The following is a 23,539-nucleotide window of genomic DNA, read 5'->3' as shown; positions in this document are numbered from 1 at the left end:
GAGGCGCGAATCGGCGGGAACCCCCGCCGTTCCGAGGATTCCGCCGACCGGTATAGGCTCTCTCGCGCTGCAGAGGCCACAGGCGGCACCGCTACGGACATACCGGCGGTAGTCGGCCATGGAATCCGAAAGGACCGCATGCATCCCCCACGTGCAAGCAAGGGAGCTTGGTCGCTCGTCTTCGCAGGTTTCGCGGTCTCCATCGGCTTAGGCGGCGCGATCGGCTTGGGCGGGGACATGAGCATGATCACCATCCTCGACACCAGAGACGAACCTCTCGAGGGCACTGATGCGTATTTCGTGGTCGACCTGCTCATGAACCTGAGGCGCCCGGTCGAGTTCCTGGTGCCCACCGCCTTGGGGATCACCGCGATCGTCACCGCCATAGGGTCCCTGCGGGCGGAAGGGGCGTCCGCACAAGCGATTCTGGCCATTCTGCTCGCCGTGATCGGGCCGCTGGTCACCTTCGCGACGTTCATGATCCTCTGGGCGTACGGCACCCACAACGCGCTCATGGCAGGTGAGATGTGACCCCCCGCTACCCGGCGTACCCGCCCCCTCCCGCCCCGCCCGTCGCCGCCGACCGCGCCCGCATCCCGGGGATCGCGGGGCTCTGCGCGGCCGTCGCCCTGCTCATCGCGAACGCCGTCCTCACGAGTTTTCTCCTCGACCTCGCCGCCTACCTCTCGCTCGGGGTCGCCGCGCTGGTCCTGAGCGTCATGAGCTTCCGGAGCCCGGGGAACCGGGTGTGGGCCGGGTTCGCGTTCGTCGTCCTGATGGCGACGCCGGTCGTCGGCGGGATCGTCGACTACGCCGCGGTCATCGCCCAAATCGAATGAAGGCGGGCACCGGTGTCCTGAACCCGGGCTACGCACCGGCCTGTCGCGGGGCGGAGGCGGATCAGCCGCCCTCACGCCCGTTCAGGACGGCGAGGTAGTGGGGACTGTGGATCAGGCCGAGGATGTTCCCGAAGGGATCGACGACCGAAGCGGTGACGAAGCCCTCTCCTCTCGGCGTGACCGGCTGGTACTCCTCGGCGCCCAGGGACAGCAGCCGCTCGAAGGCCGCCTCGATGTCGTCGACGTGCCATGAGGTGACGGAGCCGCCGGGCGCCCGCGATGCACCGGTCGGCTCGAAACGGCGGTCGGTGATGCCCAGCTCGTCGCCGCGGTCCCCGATGCGGAACTCCACGTAGAGCGGGGGGCCTTCGAGCGGGCGGACGAAATAGGGTTCGATGCCGAACACCCGGGTGTACCACTCCGCCGCGGCCGGGACGTCATCGGCCCACAGGCCCATCTGGGCGATCCCGCGCGGAACCGCACGGTCGCGGGGATCGGCGGCCGGCCGGGACGGGGTGTCGTTCGTATCGGTCATGCGCCCACCCTGACACCGATCGAGGTCAGGACGCGTCCTCGTTCCGCACCGACGAGAGGGCCGGAGCGGGACCATGGTCACCGGTACTGTCCGGATGCGGCTGAAGGCCCTCCCCCGCCCCGAGCCCCGCCGTATTCTCGGCTTCCCTCAGACGGCCGCCGAACGGCGGCCCCTCGGCGCCCGAGGGGGAGCCGTGAGCGATACCGACCTGCTGTCCCTCCTGGTGGCCCTCAGCGTGCTGCTCCTCTCCGTGCACGCCCTGGGCACGCTGGCCGAACGGCTGCGACAGCCGCGCATGACGGGCGAGCTGGGAGGCGGGCTCATCCTCGGCCCCACCGTCCTCGGCGCCCTAGCGCCGCAGGCTCACGGGGCGCTGTTCCCGGACACCGGCCCGGTCGCCACCGCGTTCGGCGCGATCGAGCACTTGGGCATGCTCATGCTGATGTTCCTGGCCGGTGCCGAGGTGCGCCGGCTCCTGCCGAGGGAGAACCGGAGGGTCACCGCCTGGATCGTGGTGCTGGGCCTGGCCGTTCCCTTCGGCGTCGGCCTCGCGGCGCTCCAGGTCGTCGACCTGGGCGGCCTCGCCGGGCCCGCCGCCGACCCGGTCGCGCTCTCGCTCGTCGTGGCCAGCGCCATCGCCGTCACCAGCATCCCGGTCATCTCCCGGATCATGCTCGACCTGGGCATCCTGGGGACGTCCTTCGGCGGTGTCGTCCTCGCCTCGGCCGTCGCCGAGGACGTGGTCCTGTACGTGGTGATCGCCGTGGCCCTGGGGCTGGCCCACGCGCACGGCGACGGGCTGACGGGGCTGCCCGGCCTGCTGGGGATCGACTCGGTCCCGGCGATGTCGGCCTATTACGTCCTCACGACCGTGGCGCTGTTCGTGTGCATGCTGACGGTCGTGCCCCGGCTGGCCGCAGCGGCCCTGCACCGCGCCGGGAAACGGAGCGGCGGCCGGGCCCACACCCCCGGCGCGGCGGGGGTGACCGGGGTGCTCCTGGTGGTCGTGTGCGCCGCGGGGGCGTCCCTGCTGGGGGTGCAGCCGATGTTCGGCGCGTTCCTCGCCGGTGTGCTCGCCGCCCGGATCGAGGAGGCGTCGGGGGCGGCGATCGCCGGGGAGCTGCGCGCCTTCGCTCTGGCGTTCTTCATCCCCTTGTACTTCGGCTCCATCGGCCTGGGCCTGGACCTCGGCCGGGACCTGCTGCTCGGCTTCACCGTGCTCTTCATCGCCCTGGCGTGCGCGGTGAAGCTGGCGAGCGTGTACGCGGGTGCGCGCCTGGGCGGCGAGGCCCCGGGCGGTGCCCTGAACCTGGCCTTCGCGATGAACGCCAGGGGCGGGCCCGGGATCGCCCTGGCGTGGCTCGCCTATGAGGCGGGCATCGTGAACGCGCAGCTGTTCACCACGCTCATCGTGCTGGCCGTGGTGACCTCCGTGATGGCGGGCGCCTGGCTCCGCCGCGTCCTCGCCCGGGGCCGCCCGCTGCGCGAGACCAGTAGAACCGCCGGACCGTAGGGGCCTCACCCCGGCCCGCGATCACCACGGCGCAATTCAAGCCCCGCCCTCTGTCCGTGCAGGTAGCAGGGCATTTTGTGTGTCCATGGGAGGGTGGCCCCTACCGGCCAACATTCCAACCCATCCGTCAAGTGGCACCTCGGTCACCTAGAGCGACTGCTTGCGAGCCTGCCCACACCCGAGGCTTCCGCCGTTGAGAGCCCCAAGCAGCGTGAACGAACATCTCGCACCGCTCGTCAGCTCAAGCCTGCCCAGGTAGAAGAACTCCTCGCCGCGTATAAAGCCGGAGCCACCGTCTACCAGCTTGGCGATCGCTTCAGCATTGAGCGTCGCACCGTGAGCAACATCCTCAAGCGCCACGGCATCACCCCACGCTGGCGCCACCTCACCGACGAGCAAATCACCGAAGCCATCCAGTTCTACCGCGAAGGCTGGTCGCTCGCCAAGCTCGGGAAGCATTTTGGTGTCGCGAACAGCACCATCTGTGCCCAGCTCCTCAAGCACAACGTCCCTATGCGCCAGCGGCCGGGCTGGAAGAAGTAAGGTGCTTGCACTCATCTGGCATTGTATATAGCGCTATTGAAAGCCTGCCCGAGCTGTCGCCCCAGCTTGGGCAGGCTTCTTGTCCATCGCACTGCTTCACCCTCTGATACGACCATCGGTGAGAATACCGAAGACGTACGCCGACCCCTGGACAAGGTCTCGAGTCTGCCCTGGACCACTCAGTGGCATGAGTGCATTCGCCTTGACGAAGTCGTTGCGCGGGATGATGCGATTAGTTTTGTCGAGGTGCACCTGTCCGTGTTGCACGCTGAAGGCGAACGGGACACCAGTTTTGGTATAAAATACCTGACTTGCACATGCTTCGATGTTCCGCCAGACATCGTCAAAGGTTGCCATCGATCTACCCGTCTTCCGACCTGGTTTCTCGCAACACCGACCGCCAGTCGTCGCAACCAGTCATCCGACCAACCGTGTTGAGGAGCTCTCGCCGCCAGTGCTCTGCACGCTCCGGGTTCTTCTCTACGTCATCCCTGATGACAAAAAATTGCAGGCCCGTCACAAGGCAGTGCTGTCGTCCCTCACAGTAGGGAATCATCTGGTCCGGGAAGTCTGCCTCGGTCCTCTCGTCTAGCGGGCGCTCGCGCCAGGTGTTGACAGCGAGAATCCCCTTCGGCGCCTTCTCCGTCTCCTCGAGCGCGGTAGCGACCCACTTCTCGAGTTGCGCAGCATGTTTTTCGGCAGCGCTTTTCTTGATCCCCTTCACCTCAACGACAGCATCGCCCTCGGGGAAGGAGACCTTCCAGTCATCCCGCCCAGGAGCTGGTTCGGTGACCGCACCACCGAGGAGTTCAAGTACGCTCTTCACCTCAAGCTCAAGTGCGCGACCGGTCCCCAAGAAAAGCTGATCCTTGGCCTCGGCGAATTCCTTCTGTCGTTGCAAATCGGCTAGCTTGGCTCGCACCTTTTCAATCTGTTTCTGCTGCTTCACGATCTCAACACGAAGCCCCTCTTGCTCGTCCGTCGTATACCGCGCGATCCACTGCGGCCTGCTCATGCTTTTACTACCACTCAGCTGGCTGATCGCAGCCAGGAGGTCAGCCTGGAACTCCGGAGCCTGGGAAAGCCATCCTTCCTCGTCGCTATCTTCATCATCTTCATCGCCAGACTCATCGCGAAGGTCGATGGCTGGAATTAGAATCAGATAGCCGCCACCCTTTGAGCGTAGCATTGAAGAAACGACACGATCTGTACCCGCCACGTGCGCAACCGCCGCCCCAGGCGCATCTTTCACAAACGCATCATACGAGAGATGATTTTTGTACTTTTTGAGCAGATCTACGATCGGACCGGAACCGTCAAACTCGATCCTTGTTCCTGCTGCCGGGGAGAATTTAGTCTGCTCAAGCGGAAACGCCGAAAGTAGATTGAATGACTCCAAGTGTCGGGTGGTGACACGATTCTTCCCGGTGCCCGAGTAGCTGCGATTTCCAGTGTCGACATAGCACAACTGTGGCGGACGAACGATCATAACCAGTGTTCGCCCTGAGTTCAAGTATTCTATGAACTCGACTCGCCGTCGCCTAGCGTCTGATTGGATCCGAACAGAATCATGCTCGTCAAGCGAGGGACGCCCTCGATAGTACTCACCGAATATATGCAACGAGTAGGATCCAAGGCTACTTGCCGGATCCCAGATGACAACATCGTAGTCAAACGCGCTTATGTCACTTGAGAAGGTGGACCTATCAGCCTCGCCATAAACAGGGTCAAAATCCAAGGAGAGCAGTCGCATGACAAAAGTGTATCATTGAGATGATCTCAGTGAGTTTGTTTTTCGAGTTTGTACAGGACGAGGGCGGCCTTCACGAGGTCGCCGATCCTGGAGGGGCTCTTGGTGGTGCGGCGCAGCAAGCGCCAGCGCCCGACGAGCAGCGCGAACGCGCGCTCGCCGACGGCGCGCAGGCCGCGTAGCAGCAGGTTGGCGGCCCTGTTGTCGGCGCTGAAGCGGTCGGGGGCCACGTCCTTGGGGCGTTTGACGGGCACGTGCACACCGGTGCCGGCCCCTTCATAGCCCAGGTCAGCGAAGGTGGTCAGCCCCTGTTTCGCGGCCTTGCGCAGGAGGGGGAGGACGTGTAGGCGGGCGGCGGTGATGTCGGAGACCGATCCGGGCTCGGCTGGGGAGGACCACAGCGGTTTGCCCCGGTCGTCGGCCAGGAGCTGCACGTTGCCTCCGTGGTGGCATTTGTGGCCGCTGTACCAGAGGTCGGTTCCGGAGTCGTCGGGCTTGGGCAGCCGGCAGCGGTCGGATTCGAAGAGTTTCCCGTCCAGGATCACCGTCCTGCCCCGGCTGAGGGCCTGCTCGAGCACTTCGGCCAGCTCGGGCGCGTTTCGCGCCAGCACGTCGGTGCCTTCGCCGATGTAGCGGTAGGCGGTGGCCCTGGAGATGGTGTTGTCCCTGGCCAGGGCCTCGGCGATGGCCGCCTCGCGGAAGTGGCGCAGGACCAGGAGCGCCTGCTTGAAGCAGGTCAGGGCCCGGGCGCCTCGGCGGGTTCCGCGCTCGCGGCGCTCGGCGGCCAGGAGGCGGGAGACTTCCAGGACGAGTTCCCTGGGGACGTCGAGGATGGCATCATGGGTGACCACGTGGAGCCTTTCACGGTAGCCCGGCAGAGTGTCGTTACTTCGCCTTCTACCTGGGGCTCCACGTCTTTGTTCGGGGAACGAGGATAATTACCGGAGCGTCCGTCCTGCGTGTTTTGCGGCCTTCATTCCACATCTTAAGTCGCTGAGATCACCTCACTGTTGAGCTGGTACGAGTTCGCCCGGCGCTACAGCGCCCAGAAGTGGCCGCACATATCCGCAAAGCACCGGAGCAATCTCGCCTTCGCCTTGATGATGGCCACGCGTGGGCTGTTCATCTCTGAGGCGGGAAGGCCCGATGACGCCCTGCTCCACAAAGCGCTTCGCCGCTATGCCTTCAATGCGAAGGCCGGTCCACCGGACGGATGGCCCCCCGAGGTAGCCGCCGCGCTCGACTGGGCGGCGCGCAACACCCATGACGTGTCCCGACTGTCCTTGCCCCCGGTTGTCCGCGCGGCTGTCACCGCGGCGACCACGAAGCTGGATGGCAGCAAGTGTGCTCTCTCGACTCGTAGGCGCAACCACGACGCACTCAAGTCCGCCCTGGACTGGGCTGTCGCGGAAGGCCTACTCGATAGAAACCCTATCGAGCCGCTGGAGAGCGCCACGAAGCGCTCGATCCACCAGGTCGACCGGCGGTGCGTGGTGAACCCGCATCAGGCTCGGGCCTTACTGGAGGCAGTTCGGGCCTACGGCTATGAAGAGGACACGGCGAAGCACCAGGGAATGAAGTCCGATCCAGGCCTGGTCGCCTTCTTCGGAGTGATGTACTACTCCGGGCTCCGCCCCGAAGAAGCCGTCAACCTCCGCAAGCACAACCTGGCGCTACCCGCTCCCGTCAAGCAGGCAAAGGAGGAGACCGACGAGGTCACGCCTCTCTTCGACTGGGGGATGCTCCATCTGGAGCGGTCCACGCCCGATGCTGGCGGCGAGTGGACTGACAGTGGCCATGCCCACGATGAACAGCCCCTGAAGCAACGCGAAGAAGGAGAGGGAAGGTCGGTGCCGACCCCGCCGGCGTTGACCCGCCTGCTCTGGGAACATCTGGAGGCTTTCGGAACCGACTCCGAGGGGCGGCTGTTCACCGGCGTCAAGGGCGGGCCGCTTCCGACCATCACCTATCGCCGGGCCTGGCGATGGGCCTGCGGAAGGCCTTGAGTGAAAGCGAGGTCGCCTCTCCCCTGGCGAGCACTCCCTACGCCCTACGGCACACCTGTGTGTCGACGTGGCTCAATGCCGGTGTCTCCGAGACCCAGGTCGCGCAGTGGGCCAGCCACAGCGTGGCGGTGCTCAAGCGGGTCTACGCCAAGTGCATCGTCGGGGAGGAGGAGAGGGCCATGCAGAAGATCACCGAGGCCCTGCGCCGGAGCTGAACTTCAGCGCGTATTCAGCGCGGCCGACCACCGGCCTCCACCATCGTCCACCGACAACCACCGACGCACGACGAAGCCCCGTCACCTGTCCGTGCAGGTGGCGGGGCCTTTTCTGTGTTCGGGGGAGGGTGGGCGCAACAGGGCTCGAACCTGTGACCTTCCGGTTGTAAGCCGGATGCTCTGACCAACTGAGCTATGCGCCCTCGAACCGGCACCAGGCCGCTCGATCGTTTGAAATGGTACCGGGTCCCGCCGCCTCCTCGGGGCTGGGCGGCGGGTGTGCACCCCCGGGGCCTGGACCGGCCCGGCCTGGGGAGCACACCCGGGGCCGGCTCAGCGGAGCTCGGACAGGGCCTTGCGGTAGTCCTCCAGGTCGCGGGCCTGGGAGATCGGGTTGACGACCTTCCAGCGCACCACGCCCTCCTTGTCGATCAGGAAGGTGCCGCGCACCGCCACGCCCTTGTCCTCGTCGAACACGCCGTAGGCCTTGGCGACCCCGCCGTGCGGCCAGAAGTCCGACAGCAGCGGGTACTCCAGGTTCTCCTTGTCCGCCCAGGCGCGGTGGGCGAACATCGAGTCCACCGACACGCTGAGCAGCTCGACGTCCTCGCCCTGGAAGTCGGAGATGTTGTCGCGCAGCGAGCACAGCTCGCCCTCGCACACCCCCGAGAACGCGAGCGGGTAGAAGACCAGGACCACGTTCTTGCGGCCCTTGAAGTCGGACAGCTTGACCGTCTGCCCGTGCTGGTCCGAGAGCTCGAACTCGGGAGCCTGCTGCCCGGTCTCGATGGACATGCGCATGCCTTCCTAGGTGGCCGGTTCGGCGGCGGGGCGCCGACGGCCCGGCTCGGGCCGGGCGGCGCCCCGCGCGGCCAAGCCTAGGGCAGGCGGAAGGCGACCGGCACGGCGGTCCTCCCCGCCCGGGCACGGCGGTGGCTGCGGCCCGTCAGTGCTTCACCTTCGGCGTCACCAGCCGGGTCCCCGACCAGTCCGTCCCCGCGCTCACGGCGCTGGTCTGCGACAGCCCTGCGGTGGACGCCGCCTCCGCGACGTCGTTCGGCGGCACGTGGCCGTCGCGTCCCGCCTTGGGCGTCAGCACGAGGATGACCCCGCCCCCCTCGACCGAGCCGAGGACGTCCACCAGGACGTCGGTCAGGTCGTCCTCCTCGTCGCTGCGCCACCACAGCAGCGCGGCGTCGACGATGGCGTCGTCGTCCTCGTCGACGAGCTCCTCGCCGGTGACTTCGGCGATCGACGCGCGAAGCTGCTCGTCCACGTCGTCGTCAAAGCCGAACTCCTGCACCACCTGACCCGGCTTGAATCCGAGTCGGTCGGCCAGGCTACGGTCGCTTTGCGCCTGGCCCGCGGTCGCGCTCACGAAAGTCCTCCTCTGAGAATGTTCTCCTGCCGGCCCGCCCACCGGCCGCACCGCTTCCTCGCGGTCGCTCGCGGCCGGGTCGTTCCCGCTTGTTGCTGGCTAAGTTCACACGCTGGGGACCTCATCCGTCAACGCGTGCCCTGATGCCGCTGGCACCTACCATCCTGCTCACTCCTCCGAGCCCGTCAAGAAGGAGAGCCGCACCGTGCGCCGCGGGTTGTCCACGTTCAGGTCGACGACCGCCACCGACTGCCATGTGCCCAGGGCGGGGCGGCCGTCCAGGACCGGCAGCGTGGCGTAGGGCGCGATCATCGCCGGCATGACGTGCGAGCGCCCGTGCCCCGGTGAGCCGTGCCGGTGCCGCCACCGGTCGTCGGCCGGCAGCAGGTCGCGCAGGGCGGCCAGCAGGTCGTCGTCGGAGCCGGCGCCCAGCTCCATCACCGCGACCCCGGCCGTCGCGTGCGGCACGAAGACGTTCAGCAGCCCGTCCCCTCCGGCCTCGGAAGTGAAGGAGACGCACTCCGCGGTGATGTCGAAGACCCCTTCGGAGTCCCCGGTGCGCAGCTCCAGTGTTCTTGTCCGCATGCGGCAACGGTTACCCACCCGCACGGCGTGTCGAACCACTTCAGGGCCGATTCGCCCGCATCCGCCCCGACGCGCCGCCCCTTCGGCCCCGGCCCCGCGGGTCACCGGCGGCGTGACGGGCGGCCCAGGGGCGCGCCATACTCGGCTGCGAGGCCGCCGGGCGACGCGGCGGCGAGGATGAGAGGTGGACGTGGGAGCCGACCTCCGGCTGGGCCCGGTGCTGCGCAAGACGACGCCGACGACCGCGACGGTGTGGGTGGAGACCGGGGCGCCCGGCGAGGTGGCGGTCGCCGCGGGCGGGGCGCGGGCGCGGTCCCGCACGTTCACCGTGCACGGCCACCACTACGCCCTGTGCGAACTCCAGGGCCTCGCGCCGGGCACCAGCACGCCCTACACGGTGGAGGTGGACGGCGCGCGCGTCTGGCCCGACCCGGCGTCCGAACACCCGCCGAGCCTGGTGCGGACCCCGCCCGAGGGCCGTGAGGCGCCGGTGCGCCTGGCGTTCGGCTCCTGCCGCACCCCGATCGACCACTCCCCCGGCGCGGTGCGCCGCTACGGCTCCGACATGCTGCGCGCCTACGCGCGGCGGCTGGCCCGGCTGCGCCGGGACGGAGGCGACGAGGGGGACGAGGGGACGGACCGCGGAGGCGCGGGCGCGGCGGAGGAACCCGCGGCGCTGCTCCTCATCGGCGACCAGGTGTACGCCGACGAGCTCCAGCCCGGCATGAAGGAGTTCCTTGCGCGCCGACGCGCTCGGGAGGCCGGGGCCGGTGGCGGTGGCGGCGCCGCCACCGGCCCGGGGCCCGACGCGCACGCGCGCGCCGAGGCACGGCCGCCCGAGGACGAGGTGGTCTTCTTCGACGAGTACGCCGAGCTGTACCGGCGCTCGTGGAGCGACCCCGACGTGCGGTGGCTGCTGTCGACCGTGCCCACGCTCATGCTGTTCGACGACCACGACGTGCGGGACGACTGGAACACGTCGGGCGCCTGGCGCGCGGAGATGGACGCCTCGCCCTGGTGGCGCCACCGGGTCGTGTCGGGCCTGGGCTCGTACTGGGTGTACCAGCACCTGGGCAACCTGACGGCGGAGCAGCGGGCGGAGGACCCGCTCTACGGCGCGGTGCTGAAGGGGGAGGACGCCGCCGACGTGCTCGACGCGGCCGCTCTCGGCTGGCACGAGGAACCGCAGAGCAGGGTATGGAGCCACGAGCACCGTATGGGCCCTGCGCGCCTCCTGATGGTGGACACGCGTGCGGGCCGGGACGTGGCCGATGCGCAGCGCAGGGACATCCTGGGCGCCCCTGGGGCGGCCTGGCTCGACGAGCGCCTCACCGGGGACGCCGACCACCTGCTGGTCGCGTCCACCCTCCCTTTCCTCCTCCCCAAGGCGGTGCACCGGCTGGAGGCGTGGGACGAGGCGCTCGCGTCGGGGGCATGGGGCGAACGGCTGCGCGGACCCGCGGAGAAGCTGCGGCGCGCGCTGGACCTGGAGCACTGGGCGGCGTTCGGGCGCTCGTTCGCCTCGGTCTCCCGCGCGCTCGTGGAGGTGGCCTCCGGATCCCGGGGGAACCCGCCCGCGACGGCCCTGTTCCTGTCCGGGGACGTCCACTTCTCCTACCTGGCCCGCGCCCGGCCGTCACGGCGGGCCGCGCGCGAGGGCGCCCCCGGGGGCGGGACGCGCATCGCCCAGCTCGTGTCGTCGCCGCTGTGCAACCGGCTGCCGACGAAGTTCCGCTGGGCGGCGCGGCTGTCGGCGGCGGCGCCGACGGCGTGGGCGGGCTGGATCATGGCCCGCACGGCCGGGGTGCGCCCGCCGCTGCTGGAGTGGGGGCTGGACGAGGGGCCGTGGTTCGACAACGCCATCGCCGAACTCGCGCTCGACGGCCGCCGCGCCGAGGTGGTGTGGATCAAGGGGCGGGACGGCGCCTCCGGGGACCTGGCGGTCGACGAGGACGGGCCGTACACGCTGTAGGCGGACGCGAACCCGGCCGCACGAGGGGCGGTCGCCCCCGGCGGCGGGTCAGGGCACCTGGTAGTCGGCGTCGCGGGCGTCGGTGACGGCCATGTGGCCCGGGGCGTGGCCGATGGCGAACTCCGGCGCCGATGCGGCGACGGCCGCCTGCGGAGTGACCCCGCAGGCCCAGAAGACCGGCACCTCGCCCGGACGCACCTCCACCGGGTCGCCGTAGTCGGGGCGGGACAGGTCGGCGATGCCGAGCCCCGCCGGGTCGCCGACGTGCACGGGCGCTCCGTGGACGGCCGGGTAGCGGGAGGTGATCCGCACCGCGTCGGCCACGCGGTCGGCGGGGATCGGCCGCATGGACACCACCAGCGGCCCCGACAGCCGTCCGGCGGGGCGGCAGGGGCGCGAGGTGCGGTACATGGCGACGTTGGTCCCGGCCTCGATGTGCCGGACGGGAATGCCGACCTCCAGCAGCGGCGCCTCGAAGGTGAAGCTGCACCCGATGAGGAAGGACACCAGGTCCGGCCGCCAGTGTTCGGAGGCGTCGGCGGTCTCGGCCACGAGGCGGCCGTGCTCGTAGACGCGGTAGGCGGGCAGGTCGGTGCGCAGGTCCCCGTCGAAGAGCGGGGCGGCGGTGCGGCCGTCCTCGGCGACGTCGAGCACCGGGCAGGCCTTGGGGTTGCGCTGGGCGAAGAGGAGGAAGTCGAAGGCCCAGTCGCGGGGCAGCGCGATGAGGTTGGCCTGGGCGTACCCGGCGCTGACGCCGGAGGTGGGCACCCGCAGCCCGCCGCGGAACAGGGCCCGCGCCTGGTCGGGCGCCAGGGACGCCGCATCGTCGGGAAGGGTGGGTGTGGGCATGTCCTCTCCTCACATTGACGTCCTCCCGGGCCTGAAGGCCGGGGATTCCCTACCACCCGCAAGGTGCGGGTCTCGCCGGGTTCCTGCTTCGACCAGGACAGCGGGCCAGGCCCGTCTTACACCCTGTCCACAGGCGTTTCAGCTCTCCGCCCGTCCGGCGGCGAGCACGTTCCTAGCGGCGTTGACATCCCGGTCATGGCGGGCGCCGCATGAGCACGACCAGACGCGCACCTTCAACCCCTCCAGGCCCTTGGGCCCGGCCAACGACCCGCACTCCGAGCACATCTGCGTACTGGGGAAGAACCGGTCCGCCTTGGCGAAGGCGCGCCCGTAGCGTGCGGCCTTGTACTCCAACATGCGCACGAACGCCGAGAACCCCGCGTCCGCCCACGACTTGGCGGCATTGCCGCGCAGCAGACCCGCCAACGACAGGCCCTCGACATAGACCGCTTGGTTGTCGCGGATCAGCCGTGTCGAGAGCTTGTGTTGGAAGTCGGACCGCTGAGCGGCTACACGTGCGTGCACCCGCGCGACCTTCACACGGTGTCTGGCCCGGTTGTTCGACCCTTGGGCCTTGCGGGAGTGCGCGCGCTGCACGCGCCTGAGCTTGCGTTGGGCGCGCCGGAAGAACCTCGGTGAACAGACCTTCGTGCCGTCGTCGAGGATCGCGTAGGCCGACAGCCCGAGGTCGATCCCGACATCGCCGGTGCTCTCCGGCAGCGGCTCGTCGTCGGTCCCGACGACGAAGGATGCGAAGTACCGGCCGGCCGCGTCCTTGATCAGGGTGACCGACGACGGAGCGGAGGGCAGGTCCCGTGACCACCGCACCTTGAGAGCACCGACCTTGGGAAAGACCAGCTTTCCGTTGTGGATGCGCAACTCTTTGCCCGCGCACCGGACCGCTTGGCGGTTGTCCTTGCGGGACTTGAACCGGGGGTGCCCGAGCTTGCCTCCCTTGCGCGAGCCCGACCGGGACTCGCGCCAGTTCTTATAGGCGGTACCGAGGTCGCGCACGGACTGTTGCAGGACCGAGTGCGATACCTCGCCCGGCCACGCCCGCTCGGGTGTGCGCTTGGCTTCGGTGATCACCTTGCGCTGGATCTCGGCGTTCGAAGGGCGCCGCCCGGTCCGGTCTTTGACCTGTTCGGCGTAGCGCAGCCCGTCGTTGAACACCACCCGCGCGCACCCGAACAGCCGGGCGAGCGCTATGCGCTGTCCGGGGGTCGGGTACACACGGTACTGGTAGCGAAGCTGCATGGCGGTGGTGATCCTAGCGGGAGGGCCGGACATTCTTTGAAAGCGATCCACCCCCGGCCTGAAGGCCGGGGCACCCTCGCCAAGGACCTCGGTGGTTCGTTCCCGCCGCCCGGTTCGCCGACCACGGTCGGTGGGCGTTCTCCCACTCCGGCACGGCGGCGCCGACCGACCGCCGCGGCGTACTCCGGCGTACTGCGCCTCCCATGCGCCCTTCCAGCGGAGACCGGCGGACGCCGCCCCTCGGGGGTGAACACCGCCCTTGCACGGTGCGACCTCCCCCTCGCTTGGGTGTGCACCGGCGTCACGGCTGCGCGGCGAACGACAGCCTCGTGCCCGGGCGGGCCTGGGCCGCGCGGGGCAGGTCGGCCGAGCGCACCACCGCGATCACCGGGTAGCCGCCGGTCACCGGGTGGTCGGCCAGGAACAGCACCGGTTCGCCGTCCGGCGGGACCTGCAGCGACCCCGACACCATCCCCTCGGTCGGCAGTTCGCCCCCGACCGCCCGGGGCAGGGCCGGGCCCGCAAGGCGCATGCCCACCCGGTCGCTGCGGCCGGTGACCTCGAACTCCCCGCCCAGCAGGGACTCCACCGCCTCGGGGGCGAACCAGTCGTCGCGCGGACCGAGCACCACGCCCAGCTCCAGCCGGTCCCCGCCCACCGGCGGCTCGGGCACCGCGTCGAGCACGGGGAAGGCGCGCGGCGGCTCCCCCACCGCGAGCACGTCCCCCGCGCGCAGGGGTTCGGGCCCCAGCCCCGACAGCACGTCGGTGCTGCGCGAGCCGAGCACCGCGGGCACGTCCACGCCCCCGCGCACCGCGACGTAGCTGCGCAGCCCCCGCACGGGCGGGCCCAGGCGCAGCTCCTCCCCGTCCCGGAGGCGCAGCACTTCGGCGGTCGCGGCGCCACGGCCGCCGACCCGCACCGGGCACGGGGCGCCGGTGACCGCCACCGTCACCTCGCCGCGGGCCCGCAGCGCCAGGCCGCCCATGGTCGCCTCCAGGGCCGCCGCCCCCTCCGGGTTGGCCAGCAGCCGGTTGGCGCGGGCGTAGGAGGCGGCGTCCGCCGCCCCCGACGCGCCGACCCCCAGGGCCGCGTGGCCGTGCCGCCCCGCATCCTGCACCGTCGCCAGCGGCCCCGGCGCGAGCACCTCCAGTGCCCGGTCCGCCACGTGTCCTCCCCCTCCTCGTCGTCGTTGCCCGGCGCGCCCGCCGGTGGTCCGGCCGCTCCTCGCCGAGCCGTCGCCGGCCCTCCGCGCGCCCTCCCGGGCCGCCGCGTGGATCCGGCCGTGCCCCGGAGGCCTCCTGCGTCCCGCCGGGCGGTGTGCCGCGACGCCTCCGCCGGAGCGGAGGGGCCCCTCGGCACCCGATGCACGGTCCTATCAGGCCGCCGCCGTCCTGGCCGGTGTTCCCGACGGCACCCCCGCCCTGCTCAGACCTCGCGGAACCGGACCCGGGTGCCCGGGACCAGCAGGCCGGGCGGGTCGCGGTCCAGGTCCCACACGACCGCGTCGGTCCGCCCCAGCAGCCGCCACCCGCCCGGGGAGCTGCGCGGGTAGACGCCGCCGAACCCTCCGGCCAGCGCCACCGACCCGGCGGGAACGCGGGTGCGCGACTCGCCGCGGCGCGGCACGTCCAGCCGCCGGTCGTCGCCGACCAGGTAGCCGAACCCCGGCGCGAACCCGCCGAAGGCCACCGTCCAGCGGGCGGCGGTGTGCGCGCGCACCACCCCGCGCTCGGTCATTCCGGTGATCTCGGCGACCTCGCCCAGGTCCTCGCCGTCGTACTGGACCTCGATCTCCACCTCGCCGCCCTGCGGCAGGGCACCGGGCCGGGGGCGGAGCCGCCGCACCGCCTCGGCCGCGGCCCGCGCCCCGCCGGGGGCGTCCGGGGCGACGCGCAGGAGCACGGTGCGTGCGGCGGGCACGGTCTCGACCACGCCGGGGACGGGGTCCTCGCCGAGGGCCGCCTGCAGGGCCAGGGCCTCCCCCAGGTCGGCGACCTCGACGAGGACGCCGGAGTCACCGCAGGTCAGAACGCGCACGACGCCTCCCGGGGGAGGTGGGCTGCGGCGGGCACCGCCCGAAGGGGGCGCACGGCGGCTCGGTCACGCATTCCCGCTCCCGCCTTCCTCCCCTTCCGGCACGCCGCCCGCGAAGGGCGCGAGCTCCATGCCCTCGGCGCGCAGGGCTTTGGCCACCGCCCGGGCGGTCTCCACCGCACCGGGGGTGTCGCCGTGCACGCACAGCGACTCGGCCTCGATCCGCACCGGGGTGCCGTCGACGGCCGCGACCGGCTCGCCGCGCACGATGCGCACGCAGCGTTCGGCGATCTCGTCCGGGTCGTGCAGCACCGCCCCCTGTTCCCGGCGCGACACCAGCGTGCCGTCCGGTGTGTAGGCGCGGTCGGCGAAGGCCTCCCGCACCGGCCGCAGTCCGGCGTCCTCAGCCGCGCGCAGCCACGCCGAGCCGGGCAGGCCCAGCACCGGCAGGCCGGGGGCGGCGTCGCGGACCGCGGCGGCCACGGCGGCCGCCTGGGCCTCGTGGTGCACGATCGCGTTGTACAGCGCCCCGTGCGGCTTGACGTAGGCGACCCGCCCGCCCGAGGCGCGGGCGATGCCGTCCAGGGCGCCGATCTGGTACAGGACGTCGTCGGCCAGCTCCTCGGGCGCGGTGTCGATGAACCGGCGGCCGAACCCCGCCAGGTCCCGGTACCCCACCTGGGCGCCGATCGCGGCCCCGGTGCGCACCGCGCCGCGGCAGGCGCGGCGGAGCACGGTCGGGTCGCCGGCGTGGAAGCCGCAGGCGACGTTGGCGCTGGTGACGATGGTCAACAGGGCCTCGTCGTCACCGAGTTCCCAGCGGCCGAAGCTCTCGCCCAGGTCGGCGTTGAGGTCGATGCGCACGGGCGCTCCCTCCTCTTTGTCGTCGCGCTCGTCGTCGCGGTCGGGGTGGTGCGGAGCCAGGGCGGGGCGCCCAGGGGCGCCCCTGGACCCCGCTCCGCCGTGTCAGCCGGCCCAGAGGCCGGCGATGCCGGACAGCGCGTTCCAGCCCATGTACACGGTCAGCACCCACACCGCCGCGCCGAGGGCGAGCAGCCAGCGCGGGTAGCGGTAGCCGTGCAGCAGGTCGCCGGAACGGCGCCAGCCGACCCACAGCATCAGCGCCAGCCCCACGGGCAGGATCAGGCCGTTGATGGCGCCCGCCAGCACCAGCAGCGTGTCCGGGGCCTTGCCGAGCAGGAGGTAGACCGCGGCGGAGACGGCGATGAACGCGGCCACCACCCAGGTGCTGCGCCTCTCCAGCTTCTCGGAGAAGCCGGTGATGAAGGTGGCCGAGGTGTAGGAGGCGCCGATGACCGAGCTGATCGCCGCCGCCCACATGATCATGCCGAACAGGCGCAGGCCGACCTCGCCGGCGGCGTGCTGGAAGGCCGCGGCGGGCGGGTTGGCCGTGTCGGCGATGGCGGCGCCGCCGCTCACCACGCCCAGCACCGCCAGGAAGAGCAGGATGCGGACGACGCCGGTGACGACGATGCCGGTGACCGAGGCGCGGGAGATGGCGCGCACGTTCTCGCGTCCGGTGACCCCGGCGTCGATGAGGCGGTGCGCCCCGGCGTAGGTGATGTAGCCGCCGACGGTGCCGCCGATGATGGTCACGATGGCGGTGAACTCGTCGCCGCCGAGCGGACCGGGGGCCACGGCGCCGCGCAGCGCCTCGCCGACCGGCGGGGAGGAGGTGAAGGCCGCGTAGAGGGTCAGCGCGATCATCAGGACGCCGAGCACCACGATGATGCGGTCCATGGCCATCCCGGCGCGCTTGCTCAGGAAGAGGGCGATGGCGATGAGGGCGGAGACGGCGCCGCCGATGCGGGTGTCGATGCCCGCGAGCGCGTCGAGGCCCAGGGCGGTGCCGCCGATGTTGCCGACGTTGAAGACCAGGCCGCCGAAGACGATCAGCGCCGCGAGCGCGTATCCGGCGCCCGGGAGCACCTTGTCGGCGAGGGCGGGGGCGCGCTGGCCGGCCACGCCGATGACCCGCCACAGGTTCAGCTGCACGGCGATGTCGACGACGATCGAGACGAGGATGGCGAAGGCGAAGGCCGCGCCCATCGTCACGGTGAACTCGGTGGTCTGGGTGATGAAACCGGGTCCGACGGCGCTGGTGGCCATCAGGAACATGGCTCCCAGCAGGACACCGCGCCCGCGGCGGGCGGGGGTGGTCGTGGTGGTGCTCATGCGGTCCTCGCTCGTCTGGGGATCCCGCGGTGGGGGAAGGACTGGACCCCGCACGGTCGTCATGAGGATTGTTGAACAATTCACCGATCGCGCGGGCGGACGTCATCGTACCCCCGACGAGCGCTCCAGGCCACACCCCTTCGTGAACCCGGTCACCGCCGCCCCCGCACGCCCCGCGCCGCGGGCGTTCGCGGATTCCGACAGAATTGGGGGTGGGCCGGGGCCGCGGCGCCGGACCGGCCCCATGGACCGGGACGCGGAACGACCGAGGGAGCGGGGACCGAGGGTGGCGACGAGCGAGGGGCTGGAGGCGCTCTCCGGGCTGCGGGGTGCGCTGGAGCGGTCGAGCACCGCCGAGCGCGTGGCGGACGCGCTGCGCGAGCGGATCATCGACGGCGCGCTGGCCCCGGGCGCGCGGTTGTCGGAGGAGGCGCTCGGCCAGGCCCTGGGGGTCTCCCGGAACACGCTCCGCGAGGCCTTCCGGCTGCTCGGGCACGAACGGCTGCTGGTGCACCGGTTCAACCGCGGCGTGTTCGTCGCCGAACCGGAGCTGGCTGACGTGGTCGACCTGTACCGGGTGCGGCGCGCGCTCGAACTGGACGCGGTGCGCCGCGCCGACCGGTCCCCGAAGGGCGCGGTGGCCCGGGTGGGCGCCGCGGTCGAGGAGGGCGAGGCGGCCGCGGGGCGGGGCGACTGGTGGGGGGTGGGCACCGCCAACATGCGGTTCCACCAGGCGCTGGCGGCGCTGGCGGACAGCCCCCGCACCGACGAGGTGGTGCGGCGGCTGCTGGCGGAGCTGCGGCTGGTGTTCCACGCGATGGCGGCCCCGCGTGATTTCCACGTCCCCTACGTGGCACTGAACCGCCGGATCCACCGCCTGCTGGAGGAGGGGCGCCTGGAAGAGGCGGCGGAGGAGCTGTCCGACTACTTCGACGTCGCCGAACGCCAACTGGTCGAGGCGTTCTCGGAGGAGCCCGAGGGGGTCGGGGAGCCGGATCCCCGTTGATCTCGGGAAATACGACGCTCAAACCGCGCTCGTAGCGTCGTTTTTCCCGAGATCAACAACGGAGGGGCGGGACTTCGGACTCGGCCTAGGAACGCCGCCCGTACCCTCCCCCGCCCGGGGTCTGGACGACCAAGTGGTCGCCCGGCTCCATGCGCACCGACGCGCACCCCTCCAGCTCCTCCACGGTGCCGTCGGCGCGCTCCACCAGGTCGGCTCCGCACGCGCCCGGACCGCCGCCCGCCGCACCGTAGGGGGCGCGCCTGCGGTTGCCCGTGAGCGTGCTGACCGTCATCGGCTCCAGGAACACGATGCGCCGCACTCCCCCGTCGCCCCCGCGCCAGGCGCCCGCCCCGCCGCTCCCCTTCCGCACCGAGAACTCCTCCAGGCGCACGGGAAGCCGCATCTCCAGCACCTCGGGGTCGGTCAGCCGCGAATTGGTCATGTGCGTCTGCACCACCGACGCCCCGGCGAAACCGTCGCCCGCGCCGGACCCGGATCCCACCGTCTCGTAGTACTGGAACCGCTCGTTCCCGAAGGTGACGTTGTTCATCGTGCCCGCCCCCTCGGCCTGCACGCCCAGCGCCCCGTACAGCGCACCCGTCACGGCCTGCGACGTCTCGACGTTCCCGGCGACGACGGCCGCGGGGTAGGCCGGCGCGAGCATGCTCCCTTCGGGAACGACGATGCTCAGCGGCACCAGGCACCCGTCGTTGAGCGGGATGTCGTCCCCCACCAGCGTGCGGAACACGTACAGCACCGCGGCCCGGGCCACCGACGACGGCGCGTTGAAGTTGGTCGCCAGTTGCGGCGAGGTCCCGGTGAAGTCGATGACGGCGGACCGCGCGTCCCGGTCCACCTCCACCCGCACCGCGATGACGGCGCCCGAGTCCATCTCGTAGCGGAACTCCCCGTCCCCCAAGGCGTCGATCACCTGCCGCACCGCCTCTTCGGCGTTGCGCTGCACGTGCCCCATGTAGGCCTGCACGACATCAAGGCCGAAGTGGCCGATCATCTTTCCGACCTCCTCGACACCCTTGGCGTTCGCCGCCACCTGCGCCCTGAGGTCGGCCAGGTTGGTCTCCGGCGCGCGCGAGGGGTACCGCGCCCCCTCCAGCAGCGCGCGCGTCTCCTCCTCCAGGAAGCGCCCCTCCCGCACGAGCAGGTGGTTGTCGAACAGCACCCCTTCCTCGTGCACGTCGCGGCTGAACGCGGGCATCGACCCCGGGGTGAGCCCGCCGATCTCCGCGTGGTGCCCGCGCGAGGCCACATGGAACAGCACCTCGCCGCCCTCGGCGTCGTACACCGGTGTCACCACCGTCACGTCCGGCAGGTGGGTGCCCCCGTGGTAGGGGTCGTTGACCGCGTACACGTCCCCGGGGCGCATCCGCCCGGCGTTGCGCTCGACCACTTCACGCACGGTCGCCCCCATGGACCCCAGGTGCACCGGCATGTGCGGGGCGTTGGCGATCAGGCCGCCGCCCGGGTCGAACAGGGCGCAGGAGAAGTCGAGGCGCTGCTTGATGTTCACCGACTGGGCGGTGGCCTCCAGCCGGGCGCCCATCTGCTCGGCGATGGACATGAAGAGGTTGTTGAACACCTCCAGCATCACCGGGTCCGGGCCGGTGCCCAGGGCGGTGCGCGGGCGGGGGCGCACCCGGCGCAGCACCAGGTGGCCGGTGGGTTCGGCCCGCGCCGCCCAGCCGTCGTCGACCACGGTGGTCGCGCCGTCCTCGGCGACGACCGCCGGGCCGGTGACGTCGGTGCCGGGCGGGAGGGCCGCGCGCCGGTGCAGCCCGACGGTGCGCCACCGGCCCGCGACGTGCATCCGCACCGGCTCGGGGGGTTCGGGGGAGGGCGCCGGGGCGGGCGCGGGGTCGCCGGTGTCGGAGGGGGCGACCGCCTCGACCTCCACGGCCTCCACCACCAGCGGGCGGTCCATCAGGAAGGAGTAGGTGCGCCGGTGCTCGCGCTCGAACTCGGCGACCATGTCCGGCACCACCCCGAGGGCGACGGTGACCGGGGTGTCCGTGCCGTCGTAGCGCAGGCGCGCCCGCCGCCGCAGCTCGATGCGCGCCTCCGGGACGCCCTCGTCGCGCAGGTGCGCCCGGGCGTCGGCGCCGAGCCGGTCGGCGAGGCCGTCGAGGGCGGGGGCCGAATCGGGGCCGAGGCGCTCCTCCACCGACTGCTCGCGCATGGCGGTGGTGTCGGCCAGGCCCATGCCCAGCGCCGACAGCACACCGGCCAGCGGCGGCACCAGCACGGTGCCGATGCCCAGGGCGTCGGCGACCGCGCAGGCGTGCTGGCCGCCCGCGCCGCCGAAGGTCGTCAGGCAGTACCCGGTGGCGTGCCGCCCCTTCTGCACCGAGATCTTCTTGACCGCGTTGGCCATGTTCTCCACGGCCACCTTCACGAATCCCTCGGCGACCTGCTCGGGGGTGCGGGTGTCGCCGGTGCGCTCGGCGATGCCCGCCGCGAGCCCGGCGAAGCGCTGGCGGACCGCGGCGGTGTCCAGCGGCGCGTCCCCGCCGGGGCCGAAGACGCGGGGGAAGTGGTCGGGCTGGATGCGGCCGAGCATGAGGTTGGCGTCGGTGACGGTGAGCGGGCCGCCGTTGCGGTAGCAGGCCGGCCCCGGGTCGGCCCCGGCCGAGTCGGGGCCCACCCGGTAGCGGCCGCCGTCGAAGCGCAGCACCGAGCCGCCCCCGGCGGCCACGGTGTGGATGTCGAGCATGGGCGCGCGCAGCCGCACCCCGGCCACCTGCGCCTCGTGCACGCGCTCGTAGGCGCCCGCGTAGTGGGAGACGTCGGTGGAGGTGCCGCCCATGTCGAAGCCGATGACCCGGTCGAACCCGGCCGCCCGGGAGGTGCGGACCATCCCGACGATGCCGCCGGCCGGTCCGGACAGCACCGCGTCCTTGCCGCGGAACCGCCCGGCCTCGGCCAGGCCGCCGCTGGACTGCATGAACATCAGCCGCACCCCGCCCGAGCGCTCGGCGACCCGGTCGATGTAGCGCCGCAGCACCGGGGACAGGTAGGCGTCGGCGACGGCGGTGTCCCCGCGGGGGACGAGCTTCATCAGCGGGGAGGCCTCGCTGGACAGCGACACCTGGGAGAAGCCCAGGCGGTGGGCGAGGTCCCCGGCGGCGCGTTCATGCTCGGGGTGGAGGTGGCTGTGCATGCACAGGACCGCGACCGCGCCGATGCCGTCGTCGAGCGCGCGCCGGAGGTCGGCGGCGAGCGCGTCCAGGTCGGGCGGGCGCACGACGGTGCCGTCGGGGGCGATGCGCTCGTCGTAGGCGATGACCCGCTCGTACAGGGGGTCGGGCAGGCGGATGTGCCGGTCGAAGATGCGGGGGCGGGCCTGGTAGCCGATGCGCAGGGCGTCGGTGAACCCGCCGGTGACGACCAGCGCGGTGCGCTCGCCCGCCCGTTCGAGGAGGGCGTTGGTGGCCACCGTGGTGCCCATGCGCACGGACTCGACGGTGTCGGGGCCGACAGGGCCGCCGAGCAGGGCGGTGATCCCGGCGACCGCGGCGTCCTCGTACTCGGCGGGATTGTCCGAGAGGAGCTTGTGCGTCCTGATCCGACCGTCGGGCGCACGGGCCACGACGTCGGTGAAGGTGCCACCGCGATCCACCCAGAACTGCCAGCGTCCTGTCGTCACGCGGACGTCGTACCCGGAGGCCCCCCGCCCGATGCGCCCGAGGAGGCCGGGGCCCGTCAGCGGGGCACCGGCCGAGCCCCCCGCACATCGGGACGCAGGGCCATTGCCCATCCGGCATACGGCGGCGGCCGGCCGCGCTCCCCCTCGGGATGGGGCGCGCCTGCGGGGCGCCTTCGGCCGGGAAGCCCGGCAGCAGGTCCGACGGCTCGGGGCGGTCACCGCTGGGCGCGGCCAGGCGGCTCGGCAGTCCGGTCGCGGTCTCGGCCTCCTCGTCGGCGTCGGCGTCCTTGTCCTCGGCGTACCCGGTCGAGCCCGCGGCCGTCGCCGCCGTCGCCCCCTCGGCGCGCGCCGTGCGGTAGGCGCGGATCCGCGCCGCCAGCGCGGTCGCGACCGGCCACTCCACCGGCGCGGGCTGGGCCAGGCCCGCCCAGAGGTAGGCCTTGGTGCCCCAGGCCTCCATGGCCCGCCGGGCCCGGGTGATCACGAAGAACGTCGGTGCCGCCAGCACCAGCTGCGGCCAGGCCAGCGCGAGCGCGGTCAGCAGCGGCAGCAGCCCGCCCCCGGCCACGGCGAACCCGGCGCCCACGGCGACCGGGGTCAGTGCCAGGGCGATCCGCAGCGAGGTGATCTGCCGGAACCGGTGCAGCGACCGGCGCACGGAGGCGCCGGTGGACAGGCCCTCGGGCAGCGGCGTCGGCTGCACCACCGAGGCCAGCAGCAGCGAGGCGACCGCCACCGAACCCGACGCCAGGATCCACACCCCGGCCGCGGACAGGTGGCCGCCGACCATCAGCGCCACCACGGCCAGAACGGGAACGGGAACCGGAACGAAGAACAGGACCTTGCGCCAGAGCTGCCCGGACTCGGTCGGCGCGAGGACGGCCTCGGCCGCCTCGCCGTAGAGACGCTTCGCCGTCTCCCACAGCCTCTTCACCACTGCAACGCCCCCACACCATCACATGGCCGTCATCGGTGCGGCCGCCCCTCCGCGTCCCCGCGCCGGCCGCTCGCCGGTAGAGGACGCCGCCGCCTCAAGGGAGGTTCACTCCCCGAACGGGAGAAGAGAGGCGGAACACTCCTCTCATCCTCTCCTGCGTGAACGTCCGCGGCAACCGCCGCGTTCCAGCACGCTCGCGCCGATCGAACACCTCACGACAGGTCTATCGCACCACGGGTCAACCGGGGATAAAACAGAGC

The 23,539-nt window shown here is 71.6% G+C and carries 22 protein-coding genes and 1 tRNA gene; 9 read left to right on the top strand and 14 right to left on the bottom strand.

What is annotated here, in order from left to right; translation table 11 throughout:
• Nucleotides 1-243: 243 nt before the first annotated feature.
• Nucleotides 244-531: a hypothetical protein gene (locus O4U47_RS10680; RefSeq protein ID WP_270677602.1), complete on the top strand. Its 288-nt coding sequence runs from the start codon at nucleotides 244-246 to the stop codon at nucleotides 529-531.
• Nucleotides 528-839: a hypothetical protein gene (locus O4U47_RS10675; RefSeq protein ID WP_270677601.1), complete on the top strand. Its 312-nt coding sequence runs from the start codon at nucleotides 528-530 to the stop codon at nucleotides 837-839. Before O4U47_RS10680 ends, O4U47_RS10675 begins: the two co-directional genes overlap by 4 nt.
• A 61-nt stretch (nucleotides 840-900) precedes the next feature.
• Here O4U47_RS10675 and O4U47_RS10670 read toward each other — a convergent pair whose 3' ends face one another.
• Nucleotides 901-1,374, bottom strand: a complete 474-nt coding sequence (locus tag O4U47_RS10670; protein WP_333563641.1) for a VOC family protein — start codon at nucleotides 1,372-1,374, stop codon at nucleotides 901-903.
• A gap of 193 nt (nucleotides 1,375-1,567) precedes the next feature.
• Between O4U47_RS10670 and O4U47_RS10665 the strand changes: the two genes are divergently transcribed.
• Nucleotides 1,568-2,887 (top strand): cation:proton antiporter, encoded by a 1,320-nt coding sequence (locus O4U47_RS10665; protein WP_270677600.1) that lies wholly within the window; start codon nucleotides 1,568-1,570, stop codon nucleotides 2,885-2,887.
• Nucleotides 2,888-3,223: 336 nt separating this feature from the next.
• Complete coding sequence (locus O4U47_RS10660) at nucleotides 3,224-3,430, top strand: helix-turn-helix domain-containing protein (protein WP_270677598.1); 207 nt, start codon at nucleotides 3,224-3,226, stop codon at nucleotides 3,428-3,430.
• 361 nt (nucleotides 3,431-3,791) lie between these two features.
• Here O4U47_RS10660 and O4U47_RS10655 read toward each other — a convergent pair whose 3' ends face one another.
• Nucleotides 3,792-5,183 carry a hypothetical protein gene (locus O4U47_RS10655; protein ID WP_270677596.1) on the bottom strand — a complete coding sequence of 464 codons (1,392 nt, stop codon included), beginning with the start codon at nucleotides 5,181-5,183 and terminating at the stop codon, nucleotides 3,792-3,794.
• A 26-nt stretch (nucleotides 5,184-5,209) separates the two neighbouring features.
• Nucleotides 5,210-6,031, bottom strand: coding sequence for a transposase family protein (locus O4U47_RS10650; RefSeq protein WP_270677594.1), 822 nt, complete (start codon nucleotides 6,029-6,031; stop codon nucleotides 5,210-5,212).
• A 159-nt stretch (nucleotides 6,032-6,190) separates the two neighbouring features.
• On the opposite strand from O4U47_RS10650, the gene O4U47_RS10645 reads away from it, so the two are divergent.
• On the top strand, nucleotides 6,191-7,186 hold the full coding sequence (locus O4U47_RS10645; protein WP_270677593.1) for a hypothetical protein: 996 nt from the start codon (nucleotides 6,191-6,193) through the stop codon (nucleotides 7,184-7,186).
• Nucleotides 7,183-7,401: an integrase gene (locus O4U47_RS10640; protein ID WP_270677591.1), complete on the top strand. Its 219-nt coding sequence runs from the start codon at nucleotides 7,183-7,185 to the stop codon at nucleotides 7,399-7,401. Before O4U47_RS10645 ends, O4U47_RS10640 begins: the two co-directional genes overlap by 4 nt.
• 129 nt (nucleotides 7,402-7,530) lie before the next feature.
• Here the strand turns inward: O4U47_RS10640 and O4U47_RS10635 are convergent.
• The 4 genes from O4U47_RS10635 to O4U47_RS10620 all read right to left on the bottom strand — a co-directional run bounded on the left by O4U47_RS10635 (nucleotide 7,531) and on the right by O4U47_RS10620 (nucleotide 9,364).
• Nucleotides 7,531-7,604: transfer RNA gene (locus tag O4U47_RS10635), tRNA-Val, on the bottom strand.
• A gap of 130 nt (nucleotides 7,605-7,734) precedes the next feature.
• Nucleotides 7,735-8,196 (bottom strand): peroxiredoxin, encoded by a 462-nt coding sequence (locus O4U47_RS10630; protein ID WP_270677590.1) that lies wholly within the window; start codon nucleotides 8,194-8,196, stop codon nucleotides 7,735-7,737.
• A gap of 151 nt (nucleotides 8,197-8,347) precedes the next feature.
• Nucleotides 8,348-8,779, bottom strand: coding sequence for a DUF3052 domain-containing protein (locus O4U47_RS10625; RefSeq protein ID WP_270677588.1), 432 nt, complete (start codon nucleotides 8,777-8,779; stop codon nucleotides 8,348-8,350).
• A gap of 168 nt (nucleotides 8,780-8,947) precedes the next feature.
• Nucleotides 8,948-9,364 (bottom strand): YjbQ family protein, encoded by a 417-nt coding sequence (locus O4U47_RS10620; RefSeq protein WP_270677586.1) that lies wholly within the window; start codon nucleotides 9,362-9,364, stop codon nucleotides 8,948-8,950.
• A gap of 184 nt (nucleotides 9,365-9,548) precedes the next feature.
• Between O4U47_RS10620 and O4U47_RS10615 the strand changes: the two genes are divergently transcribed.
• On the top strand, nucleotides 9,549-11,336 hold the full coding sequence (locus O4U47_RS10615; RefSeq protein WP_270677585.1) for a DUF7800 domain-containing protein: 1,788 nt from the start codon (nucleotides 9,549-9,551) through the stop codon (nucleotides 11,334-11,336).
• Nucleotides 11,337-11,384: 48 nt separating this feature from the next.
• Here O4U47_RS10615 and O4U47_RS10610 read toward each other — a convergent pair whose 3' ends face one another.
• The 6 genes from O4U47_RS10610 to O4U47_RS10585 form a co-directional block, all read right to left on the bottom strand.
• On the bottom strand, nucleotides 11,385-12,185 hold the full coding sequence (locus tag O4U47_RS10610; RefSeq protein ID WP_270677584.1) for a putative hydro-lyase: 801 nt from the start codon (nucleotides 12,183-12,185) through the stop codon (nucleotides 11,385-11,387).
• Between the two features lie 138 nt (nucleotides 12,186-12,323).
• Nucleotides 12,324-13,442: an RNA-guided endonuclease InsQ/TnpB family protein gene (locus O4U47_RS10605; RefSeq protein ID WP_270677582.1), complete on the bottom strand. Its 1,119-nt coding sequence runs from the start codon at nucleotides 13,440-13,442 to the stop codon at nucleotides 12,324-12,326.
• Nucleotides 13,443-13,743: 301 nt separating this feature from the next.
• Nucleotides 13,744-14,610 carry a 5-oxoprolinase subunit C family protein gene (locus O4U47_RS10600; protein WP_270677580.1) on the bottom strand — a complete coding sequence of 289 codons (867 nt, stop codon included), beginning with the start codon at nucleotides 14,608-14,610 and terminating at the stop codon, nucleotides 13,744-13,746.
• Between the two features lie 260 nt (nucleotides 14,611-14,870).
• Nucleotides 14,871-15,482, bottom strand: coding sequence for a 5-oxoprolinase subunit B family protein (locus tag O4U47_RS10595; RefSeq protein WP_270677579.1), 612 nt, complete (start codon nucleotides 15,480-15,482; stop codon nucleotides 14,871-14,873).
• Nucleotides 15,483-15,545: 63 nt separating this feature from the next.
• Nucleotides 15,546-16,343: a LamB/YcsF family protein gene (locus O4U47_RS10590; RefSeq protein WP_270677578.1), complete on the bottom strand. Its 798-nt coding sequence runs from the start codon at nucleotides 16,341-16,343 to the stop codon at nucleotides 15,546-15,548.
• A gap of 102 nt (nucleotides 16,344-16,445) precedes the next feature.
• Complete coding sequence (locus O4U47_RS10585) at nucleotides 16,446-17,675, bottom strand: NRAMP family divalent metal transporter (protein WP_270677576.1); 1,230 nt, start codon at nucleotides 17,673-17,675, stop codon at nucleotides 16,446-16,448.
• A 286-nt stretch (nucleotides 17,676-17,961) separates the two neighbouring features.
• Here O4U47_RS10585 and O4U47_RS10580 point away from each other — a divergent pair, with 286 nt between their 5' ends.
• Nucleotides 17,962-18,681: a GntR family transcriptional regulator gene (locus O4U47_RS10580; protein ID WP_270677575.1), complete on the top strand. Its 720-nt coding sequence runs from the start codon at nucleotides 17,962-17,964 to the stop codon at nucleotides 18,679-18,681.
• Nucleotides 18,682-18,766: 85 nt separating this feature from the next.
• Here the strand turns inward: O4U47_RS10580 and O4U47_RS10575 are convergent, their stop codons facing one another.
• Complete coding sequence (locus tag O4U47_RS10575) at nucleotides 18,767-22,342, bottom strand: hydantoinase B/oxoprolinase family protein (RefSeq protein ID WP_270677573.1); 3,576 nt, start codon at nucleotides 22,340-22,342, stop codon at nucleotides 18,767-18,769.
• A gap of 443 nt (nucleotides 22,343-22,785) precedes the next feature.
• On the opposite strand from O4U47_RS10575, the gene O4U47_RS31270 reads away from it, so the two are divergent.
• Nucleotides 22,786-23,244, top strand: a complete 459-nt coding sequence (locus O4U47_RS31270; RefSeq protein WP_408638955.1) for a hypothetical protein — start codon at nucleotides 22,786-22,788, stop codon at nucleotides 23,242-23,244.
• The last annotated feature ends 295 nt before the right edge of the window (nucleotides 23,245-23,539 follow it).

The sequence above is a fragment of the Nocardiopsis suaedae genome (assembly GCF_027706745.1).
Classification (GTDB): Bacteria; Actinomycetota; Actinomycetes; order Streptosporangiales; family Streptosporangiaceae; genus Nocardiopsis_A; species Nocardiopsis_A suaedae.
Note: the sequence above shows the minus strand (reverse complement) of the source record. Positions and strands in the feature narration are given on the sequence as shown.

Bases quoted from the DNA above. Each gene is read 5' to 3' on its own strand.
- O4U47_RS10605 (WP_270677582.1), bottom strand. From the start codon at position 13,442: ATGCAGCTTCGCTACCAGTACCGTGTGTACCCGACCCCCGGACAGCGC.
- O4U47_RS10620 (WP_270677586.1), bottom strand. From the start codon at position 9,364: ATGCGGACAAGAACACTGGAGCTGCGCACCGGGGACTCCGAAGGGGTC.
- O4U47_RS10655 (WP_270677596.1), bottom strand. From the start codon at position 5,183: ATGCGACTGCTCTCCTTGGATTTTGACCCTGTTTATGGCGAGGCTGAT.
- O4U47_RS10630 (WP_270677590.1), bottom strand. From the start codon at position 8,196: ATGTCCATCGAGACCGGGCAGCAGGCTCCCGAGTTCGAGCTCTCGGAC.
- O4U47_RS10585 (WP_270677576.1), bottom strand. From the start codon at position 17,675: ATGAGCACCACCACGACCACCCCCGCCCGCCGCGGGCGCGGTGTCCTG.
- O4U47_RS10680 (WP_270677602.1), top strand. From the start codon at position 244: ATGATCACCATCCTCGACACCAGAGACGAACCTCTCGAGGGCACTGAT.
- O4U47_RS10670 (WP_333563641.1), bottom strand. From the start codon at position 1,374: ATGACCGATACGAACGACACCCCGTCCCGGCCGGCCGCCGATCCCCGC.
- O4U47_RS10610 (WP_270677584.1), bottom strand. From the start codon at position 12,185: ATGCCCACACCCACCCTTCCCGACGATGCGGCGTCCCTGGCGCCCGAC.